Source organism: Xanthomonas sp. SHU 308, from assembly GCF_000364645.1.
GTDB lineage: Bacteria > Pseudomonadota > Gammaproteobacteria > Xanthomonadales > Xanthomonadaceae > Xanthomonas_A > Xanthomonas_A sontii.
Window position 1 is genome coordinate 1 of sequence record NZ_AQOK01000571.1, and the last position, 533, is coordinate 533.

Here is a 533-nt window from a genome sequence, read left to right on the forward strand (position 1 = left end):
CGGGCGGCGCCGCGCCCTGCGCCTGCGGCTGCAGCAACACCAGCAACTGGCGGCTGTCGGGCATCCACGCATAGCCCTCGCCGGACACCGTGTTGAGCCGCTCGGCGACACGTCGCGCACGCCGCGCGGCGATGTCCACCACCCACAGCTCGTTGGCGCCGCTGCGCCCGTCGACCCGGTTGAAGGCCAGATGCCGCTGGTCGGGCGCCCAGGCCATGCCGGCGATCGACAGCGGCGACGGCAAACCCTCGATCTGCAGCTCGCTGCCGTCGGCGATGCGCAGCAGCCACAGCTTGTCGCCGAAGGCGAAGCGGCTCTGCGAGCGGGTGCGCGGATGGATGCGCAGCCCGGCCAGCTTGAGTTCCGGCTGCGCGACCTGGGCGATGCCGGGCAGCGCAGGCAACTGCAGCATCGCCGCCAGATCGCGCCGCGGGCTCAGCGACAGCTGCGGCGGCCGCGGCGCATCGACGATGGCCTGCAGTGGCGCCGACGGCAGTTGGTAGCCGCTGTCCGCAGCAGGATCGGCGGCGGCC

General features: G+C 73.5%; 1 pseudogene. It reads right to left on the reverse strand.

Annotated features, from left to right (window positions below):
• Positions 1 to 533: pseudogene (locus D588_RS25105) on the reverse strand (S9 family peptidase); the annotation flags it as partial.